Genomic DNA, 9609 nt, shown 5'->3' with positions numbered 1-9609 from the left:
ATCCGCCCGCCACCGCCCTCACCCGACTCCTCGGGCGCGCGGGCCCGACCTCCCGATAGGTGAAGCACGTGGAGAACGAAGACAAGCTCCGGGACTACCTCAAGCGGGTCACCGCCGACCTGCGGCGCAGCCGGCAGCGGCTGCGCCAGGTCGAGGAGGCCGCGAGCGAGCCCGTCGCCGTCGTCGGCATGGCCTGCCGGCTCCCGGGCGGGGTGGGCGGCCCCGAGGAGCTGTGGCAGCTGGTCGTCGACGAGCGGGACGCCATGGGCCCGTTCCCCACCGACCGCGGCTGGCCCGCCGAGGCGATGGACGGCACGGGCGGATTCGTGCACGACGCGGGCGAGTTCGACGCCGGCTTCTTCAACATCTCCCCGCGCGAGGCCCTCGCGATGGACCCGCAGCAGCGGCTCGTCCTGGAGACGTCCTGGGAGGCGTTCGAACACGCCGGCATCGACGCGCACACCCTGCGCGGCAGCCGCACCGGCGTCTTCCTCGGAGCGGCGTACAGCGGATACCCCTCGGGCGTCCACCCCCTGCCCGAGGGCGTCGAGGGCTATCTGCTCACCGGCAACGTCACCTCCGCGGCCTCCGGCCGCATCGCCTACACCTTCGGTCTCGAAGGCCCCGCCGTGAGCGTGGACACGGCCTGCTCGTCGTCGCTCGTCGCCCTGCACCTGGCCGTGCAGGCGCTGCGCGACCAGGAGTGCGGGACGGCGCTGGCCGGCGGTGTGACCGTCATGACCAGCCTCAGCACCGTCACCGAGCTGAACAAGCAGGGCGGCCTGGCCTCGGACGGCCGCTGCAAGGCCTTCGCCACCACCGCCGACGGCTTCGGCAGCTCGGAGGGCGTCGGCATGCTCGTCCTGGAGCGGCTGTCCGACGCCCAGCGGCTCGGCCACCGCGTCCTCGCCGTGATCCGGGGCTCGGCCGTCAACCAGGACGGCGCCAGCAACGGCCTCACCGCCCCCAACGGCCCCTCCCAGGAACGCGTGATCCGCCAGGCGCTCGCCAACGCGCGGCTCGCCCCCGACCAGATCGACGTCGTCGAGGCCCACGGCACGGGCACGGCCCTCGGCGACCCCATCGAGGCCCAGGCCCTGCTCGCCACCTACGGCCAGGGCCGCGACCCCGAACACCCCGTGCTGCTCGGCTCGGTGAAGTCCAACATCGGCCACACCCAGGCCGCCGCCGGAGTGGTCGGTGTCATCAAGACGGTCATGGCGCTTCGGCACGGCATCGCACCCCGGACCCTGCACGTCGACCGGCCCACCGAGGCCGTCGACTGGACCACGGGCGCCGTCGAGGTACTGACCCGCGCCACCCCCTGGCCCGACACGGACCGCCCCCGCCGCGCGGCCGTCTCCTCCTTCGGCATCAGCGGCACCAACGCCCACGTCGTTCTGGAACAGGCCCCCGACAGCACGGCCGCGGCCGACGCCCCGGACGCCCTCGCCGAGCCGCTGCCCGCCGACCCCTCGCCGCCCCGTTCCCTGGACGCCGCGCCCCTGTCCGTGCCTTTCCTGCTGTCGGCCCGCGGGACGGACGCCCTGCGCGCCCAGGCCGGTCGGCTCGCGGACCGGCTCACGGCGGGGGACGATCGTCTCACCGACGTGGCGTTCTCGCTGGCCACCTCCCGTGCCGCCTGGGAGGACCGGGCCGCCTTCGTCGCCGAGGACCGTACGGCGCTGACCACCGCACTGCGCGCCTTCGCGGCCGGGGACCCGGCTCCCGGAGCCGTCACCGGCACCCCCGTCGAGGGCGGCACCGCCGTGGTCTTCCCCGGCCAGGGCAGCCAGCGAGCCGGCGCCACCCGCGAGACGTACCGGACCCGCCCGGTGTTCCGGGCGGCGGTCGACGAGGTGTGCGCGGCCTTCGACGGACTCCTCGACCGCCCGCTGCGCGAGGTACTGCTCGCCGCACCCGGCACCCCCGAGGCCGCCCTCGTCGACGACACCGGCTACACCCAGCCCGTCCTGTTCGCCCTGGAAGTCGGCCTGTACCGGCTGCTGGAGTCATGGGGCGTGACCCCCACCGCGCTGGCGGGCCACTCCATCGGCGAACTGACCGCCGCACACCTGGCCGGAGTGTGGTCCCTGCCGGACGCGGCCACCCTGGTCGCCGCCCGCGCCCGCCTGATGCGCGCCCTGCCCCCCGGCGGGGCCATGCTGGCGGTCCAGGAGACCGAGGACACCGTCCGCAAGACGCTCCAGGAGTACGCGGCCGACGGCGGACAGGTCGGAGTCGCCGCCGTCAACGGCCCCCGCGCGGTGGTGATCTCGGGCGCGGCGGAAGCGGTCGACGCCCTCGCGGCGCACTGGCGGGCCCAGGACGTCAAGGTCAAGCGGCTGAGCGTCTCGCACGCCTTCCACTCGCCCTTGACGGACCCGATGCTGGAGGACTTCCGGCAGGTCGCCGCCCGGCTGACCTACGCGGAGCCCACCGTCCCGGTCGTCTCCGCCCTCACCGGCCGCCTCGCCCAGCCGGGCGAACTCACCGACCCCGACCACTGGGTACGCCACGTCCGCGAGACCGTACGCTTCGCCGACGCGCTCGCCACCCTGCGCGGACGCGGCGTCCGCGTACTCATCGAGGCCGGACCGGACGCCGTGCTGTCCGCCCTCGCGGCCGACACCCCCGACGACCCGCATACGGCGCCCTTCGTCACCGTTCCGCTGCTGCGCGCCGACCGCCCCGACCACCGCGCCCTGGCCGCCGCACTGGGCGAACTGTTCGTGCACGGAGTCACCGTCGACCGGGCCGCGTGCTTCGACGGTCACACACCGACCCGCGTCCCCCTGCCGTCGTACCCCTTCCAACGGCAGCGCTACTGGATGACCGCCACCCCCGGCGCCCCCCTGCCCGGCGGCGACCCCGTCGGTGACAGGCTGTGGGAGGCCGTGGAGAACACCGGACTCGACGACCTCCTGCGACCGCTCGGCCTCGACGGCACCCAGCCCGCCGACCGCGTCCTGCCCGCGCTGGCCTCCCTGCGCCGTCGGCGCCGGGCCGTCGAAGCGCTGGACAGCCAGTGCCTGCGGGCCCGTTGGCAGCCCGTACGGCACCCCGCCGCCGCACCCGGCACGCTCGGCGACTGGCTGGTCGTCGTCCCGGCCGGAACCCCGGACGAGACGCCCGTCCTCACCGCACTGCGCACCGCGGCCCGCGTCGCCGTCGTACGCCTCGACCCGCGAGACCCCGATCGCGACCGGTACGCGCGCACGCTCACCCAGCAGACCGAAGGGCAACAGGCGCCGGAGGGCGTCCTTTCGCTGCTCGCCATCGCCCCGGAGGCCCCGGACGCAGCGCGGACCGGGCCGGAGAGCCCGCTCGCCAGCCTCGCCCTGATCCAGGCGCTGGGCGACGCCGGGATCGAGACGCCGCTGTGGTGCGCGACACGCGGCGCGGTGTCGACCGGGCGCGAGGACCGGCTGACGGAGCCGGCGCAGAGCGCGCTGTGGGGGCTGGGCCGGGTGGCGGCCCTGGAGTGCCCGGAACGCTGGGGCGGGCTCATCGACCTTCCTACGGAACTCGACGACCGTGGCGCCGCCCATCTCCACGGGGCCCTGCACCAGCGCGCCGAGGACCAGATCGCCGTACGGCCGTCGGGCCTCTTCGCCCGCCGCCTGGCACGTATGCGGGCCGACGGAGCCGAGTGGACTCCCTCCGGCACCGTGCTGGTGACCGGCGGACTCGGCGGACTCGGGGCATCCGTGGCCCGCCGGCTCGCCGAGAACGGCGCGGAGCGGCTGGTGCTGCTCGGCCGCCGGGGCCTCGACACGCCCGGCGCGGCCGAACTCGTCGCCGGCCTCGGCATCCCCACCGTCGTCGCGGCCTGTGACGTGGCCGACCGCGCGGCCCTCGCGGACGTCATCGCCGCGATCCCCGAGAGCTGCCCGCTCACCGCCGTCGTCCACGCGGCGGGAGCGCTCGACGACGGCGTCCTGGAAGCCCTCACCCCGGCCCGGTTCGACGAGGCGTGGCGGGCCAAGGCCCTCGGAGCCTGGCACCTGCACGAACTGACCCTCGGCCTGGACCTGTCGGCCTTCGTGCTGTTCGGCTCGATCGCCGGGTCGGTGGGCGCCTCCGGCCAGGCCAACTACGCCGCCGCCAACTCCTACCTGGACGGACTCGCCGAGTACCGGCACGGCCTCGGACTGCCCGCCGTGTCCCTCGCCTGGGGCCCCTGGGCCGAGGCCGGCCTCGCGGCCGACGGCGAGAAGGTGGCGGCGCGGCTACGGCGCGGCGGCCTCACCCCGCTGCCCACCGAAGCCGGCCTGCTCGCCCTCGCCCGCCTGGCGACCGGCGACCGCGCGGCCGTCACCGTCGCCGACATCGACTGGGCCCGCTTCGGCCCCTCCTTCGCCGCCGTACGCCCCTCCCCGCTGCTCACCGACCTGCTGCCCACGCCGTCCGCCACCGAGCCCGCGGCGGCAGGACCCGGCGACACGCCCTGGAGGCAACGGCTCGCCGGTCTGACGGGACGCGACCTCGCCGCCACCGTCACCCAACTCCTCGGCACCGAGGCAGCGTTGGTCCTCGGCCACGCCTCGTCCGAGGCGCTCCCCGCCACCCGCACGTTCCGCGAACTCGGCTTCGACTCCCTGACCGCCGTAGAACTCCGCAACCGGCTGACCCGGCTCACCGGCCTCAAACTGCCCGCCGGACTCGTCTTCGACCACCCCACCCCCGGACAACTCGGCAGCCACCTGGCCGACCGCCTCACCGGCCGGACCGTCACCCCCGAAGGGCCGCTCGTCGTCCGCGCCGACGACCCCGTCGTGATCGTGGGCATGGCCTGCCGGTTCCCCGGCGGGGTGACCTCGCCGGAACAGTTCTGGGAGCTGCTCACCGAGGAGCGGGACGCCGTGGCCGACTTCCCGGCCGACCGCGGCTGGGACACCGGGACACTGCTCACCTCCGGAGCCTCGGCCACCGGACGCGGCGCGTTCCTGTGGGACGCCGCCGGATTCGACGCCGGCTTCTTCGGGATCTCGCCCCGTGAGGCCCTCGCCATGGACCCGCAGCAGCGGCTGCTCCTGGAGACGGGCTGGGAGGTGTGCGAACGCTCCGGCATCGACCCGCACTCGCTGCGCGGCTCGCGCACCGGAGTGTTCGTCGGCTCCAACGGCCAGGACTACCCGGCCCTGCTCGCCGCCACCGGCACCGACGTCGAAGGACACCTGGTCACGGGCAACGCGGCCAGCATCGTCTCCGGCCGGCTGGCCTACGTCCTGGGACTGGAGGGCCCGGCGGTGACCGTCGACACGGCCTGCTCGTCCTCCCTGGTCACCCTGCACCTCGCCGCCCAGGCCCTGCGGGCGGGGGAGTGCGACCTGGCACTGGCCGGCGGGGTCACCGTGATGTCCACACCGGGTGCCTTCGTCGACTTCTCCCGACAGCAGGGGCTCGCCACCGACGGTCGCTGCAAGGCGTTCTCGGCGGCGGCCGACGGCACGGGCTGGGGCGAAGGTGCCGGTCTGCTCGCGGTGGAGCGGTTGAGCGACGCCCGCCGCAACGGACACCGGGTGCTGGCGGTCGTACGGGGTTCCGCGGTGAACCAGGACGGCGCCTCCAACGGGCTCACCGCGCCCAACGGCCCCTCCCAACAGCGCGTGATCCGGCAGGCGTTGGCGAGCGCCGGCCTGTCGGCCTCCGACGTGGACGCGGTCGAGGCGCACGGCACCGGAACCGTGCTCGGCGACCCGATCGAGGCCGAAGCCCTGCTCGCGACCTACGGCCAGGACCGCGACACCGAACGGCCGCTGTGGCTCGGCTCGGTGAAGTCCAACATCGGCCACACACAGGCCGCCGCCGGAGTCGCCGGTGTGATCAAGATGGTGCTCGCCCTGCGGCACGGCACCCTGCCCCGCACCCTGCACGTGGCGGAGCCCTCCCCGCACGTCGACTGGGCGTCGGGCGCGCTACGGCTGCTCACCGAGCCCCGCCCATGGCCGGACGGGGACGGACCCCGGCGGGCCGGAGTGTCGTCGTTCGGTGTGAGCGGCACCAACGCCCACGTCGTCCTGGAGTCCCCGCAGCCGACGGAGGAACCCGCGGAACGACCCGGCGGACACCGCACCGACCTCCCGTGGCCGCTCTCCGCCCGCACCCCCGAAGCCTTGGCCGACCAGGCCCACGCCCTCCTCGCCCTGCTGCACCGGCACCCCGAACACGACCTGCCCGCCATCGCCCGCTCACTGGCCACCACCCGCGCGGCACTGGAGACCCGGGCCGCCGTCGTCGCCCACGACCACACCGAACTCACCGAGTCCCTCACCGCCCTGACCGAAGGACGTCAAGCGCCGGGCCTGGTGACCGCACCGCCCCGCGAGGACGGCGGCGTCGCGTTCCTGTTCTCGGGGCAGGGGAGTCAACGGGTGGGTGCGGGGCGGGAGTTGTACGGCGCCTATCCGGTGTTCGCGGCTGCGTTGGACGAGGTGTGTGCGCACTTCGAGGGTGTGCGGGAGGTGTTGTTCGCGGAAGCGGATGGCGCCGGTCTGATCGACCGGACGGAGTTCACGCAGCCGGTTCTGTTCGCTGTGGAAGTCGCGTTGTTCCGGTTGCTGGAGTCGTGGGGTGTCGTCCCTGACTTCGTTGCCGGTCATTCGATCGGTGAGGTCACGGCCGCGTATGTGGCGGGGGTGTGGTCGCTGGAGGATGCCTGCGCGTTGGTGGCGGCTCGTGGTCGGTTGATGGGTGCGCTGCCGGAGGGTGGCGCGATGCTGGCGGTGGAGGCGCCCGAAGCGGATGTCCTGCCGTTGCTTAACGAGCGGGTGGCGGTCGCGGCGGTCAACGGACCGTCGTCGGTGGTGGTCTCCGGTGAGGCTGCTGCTGTTGCCGAACTTGAGGCGCACTGGCGTGAACAGGGCGTGCGGGTCAAGCAGCTGACGGTCAGTCATGCGTTCCATTCGCCGTTGATGGACCCGATGCTGGACGAGTTCCGTTCCATCGCCGAGGGCCTGACGTACTCGGCTCCGCGTATTCCGGTCGTCTCCAACCTCACCGGTGGGATGGCCACCGCCGAAGACCTGCGCTCGCCTGCCTACTGGGTCCGCCACGTCCGGGAGACCGTCCGATTCGCCGATGGTGTCGAGACGTTGACCGGTCGGGGAGTGGGGACGTTCGTCGAACTCGGCCCGGACGCGGTCCTGTCGGCGCTCGTGCCCGCCGGTACCGGGGTACCGGTCCTGCGCCGGGACCGTGCCGAGGGGGCGAGCGCGGCCCGCGCGCAGGCCGAACTGTACGTGCGGGGCGTGGCCTTGGACTGGGCGGAGGTCTTCGCGGGAACGAGCGGGCCACCGGTCGAGCTGCCGACCTACCCCTTCGAGCACACTCGCTACTGGCCCGAGACGGCTCCGGCCGTGGAGACCGGTGCCGGGCGGGGCGACGACGTCGACCGGCGGTTCTGGGAGGCCGTCGAGGGCGCGGACCTGGCCTCGCTCGCCGACGAGGGACTGGACGCTCTCGCCGACGCCCTGCCCGCGCTGTCGTCCTGGCGGCGCCGGAACCGCGAACGCTCCGCCGCCGACGCCTGGCACTACCGCCTGACCTGGCAGCCCGTACACCCGCCCGCCGAACGCCCGTTGACCGGTCACTGGTTGCTCGTCCTGCCCGCCGAACACACCGACGAGCCGCTGGTCGAGGCCTGCCGGGCCGCGCTGCGGCGGGCCGGTGCCGCCGTGACCGAACTGCCCCTGAACGAGACGGAGCGCCACGACCGCGACCTGCTCGCCGCCCGCCTGGCAGCTGCCGGAAACGGCTCCGACGGCGGCCGGATCGACACCGCGCGCACAGGAGTCGCAGCCGGGTTCGCGGGCGCTCTGTCGCTGTTGGCCCTGGCGGAACAGCCGCACCCCGAGCACCCGTCCGTGCCGTCCGGACTGGCCGCGAGCCTCACCCTCCTGCACGCTCTGCGGGACAGCACGCACGCCGTGCCCCTGTGGTCCGCCACCCGCGACGCGATGGCCGTGACCGAGGAAGACCGGGCCACCGGAACCGGCCAGGCCACCTTGTGGGGACTCGGCACGGCGGTCGCGCTGGAGTCACCGGACCTGTGGGGCGGCCTCGTCGACCTGCCCGCGGCTCCGGGTGACGCGGCCATGGACCGGCTGTGCCGACTGCTCGCGCGTCCCGACGGAGAGGACCAGATCGCCGTCCGCGACAGCGGTGTCCACGTGCGGCGCCTGGAGCGGATCCGCCGAACCGACCGGGAACCGGCCGCCGTACCCCCGGGCACGTGCCTCATCACCGGCGGCACCGGCGCGCTGGGCGCACACGCCGCCCGCAGACTCGCCCGGCTCGGCGCCGAACACCTGCTGCTGGTCAGCCGGCAGGGCCCGGACGCACCGGGCGCCGGGGAACTGCGAGCTGAACTCGCCGACCAGGGCTGCCGGGTGACCGTCGCGAGCTGCGACGTCACCGACCGCGAGGCGCTCTCCCGACTGCTCGCCGACATCCCCGACGGGTATCCGCTGACCTCCGTCGTCCACACCGCCGGGATCCTCGACGACGGCGTGGCCGACCACCTCACACCGGCCCGACTGGAGACCGTGCTGCGGGCCAAGGCGACCTCCGCGCTCCACCTGCACGAGCTGACCCGGGACCGGCCGCTCGCCGCGTTCGTCCTCTACTCGTCGATCGCCGGGACCTTCGCGGGAGCGGGCCAGGGCAACTACGCCGCCGCCAACGCCTTCCTCAACGCCCTTGCCCGCCACCGGCGTTCCCTCGGTCTCCCGGCCACGGCGATCGCCTGGGGGCCCTGGGCCGACGGCGGCATGGCGACCACGGGCGGCGCCGACCCGGAACGGAACCGGCGGATCGGCCTGCCGCCGATGGACCCCGGCCCCGCCGTCCTGGCCCTGGACAGCGCGCTGCGGGACGAGGAGCCGCTGCTGGTGGTCGCCGACATCGACTGGCAGCGCTTCGCCCCCGGTTTCACCGCCACCCGCCGCAGCCGTCTGTTCGACCTGCTCCCCGAGGCCCGGCACCTGTCGGACCAGCGGACGGCCGCACCGGGCGCCCTGGCGACGGCACCGGCCGCCGCGTTCGCGGAACTCCCCCCGAAGGCCCGCGAGGACGCGCTGCTCGACCTCGTACGCGGCCAGACCGCCCTGGTCCTCGGACACGGCTCGGCCGACGGCGTGCCGCCCGGCCGCGCCTTCAAGGACCTCGGCTTCGACTCGCTGACCGCCGTCGAACTGCGCAACCGGCTCGGCGCGGCCACCGGCCTCACCCTGCCCACCACCCTCGTCTTCGACCACCCCAACCCCACGGCCCTGGCCACCCACCTCGGCAGCGAACTGTCCAGCGACGCACCCGGCGGTCTGGAAGCGCTGCTCGGCCAGCTCGACCGGTTCCAGGACCTCCTCGACGCCCTGCCCGAACACGACGAGACCCGGTCCCTGGTCGCCGTCCGGCTCGGCGACGTCCTGGGCCGCCTGGCCCCGGGCGGCGGCCCGGCCTCCCAGAACCCCGACGAAGGCTCCGGCGGCGTCGCCGAACGCCTCCAGGACGCCGACGCGGCCGAGGTGTTCGCCTTCATCGACAGCCAGCTCACGGCCGACGACTCCTGAACCGGCCGCGCCGCCGCCCGCCGAGCCACGAACCGAC

1 protein-coding gene is annotated in these 9609 nt (G+C 74.6%); it reads left to right on the top strand.

Annotated features, from left to right (window positions below):
• Positions 1-68: 68 nt before the first annotated feature.
• The gene (locus G3I78_RS08255) at positions 69-9572 is read left to right on the top strand and encodes a type I polyketide synthase (RefSeq protein ID WP_164422191.1); all 9504 of its coding nucleotides are present in this window, start codon (positions 69-71) and stop codon (positions 9570-9572) included.
• Positions 9573-9609: the final 37 nt, after the last annotated feature.

The organism is Streptomyces sp. SID13726 (assembly GCF_010548375.1).
Lineage (GTDB): Bacteria > Actinomycetota > Actinomycetes > Streptomycetales > Streptomycetaceae > Streptomyces.
The sequence above is the reverse complement of the archived record's forward strand: the minus strand, read 5'-3'. Positions and strand labels throughout refer to the sequence as shown.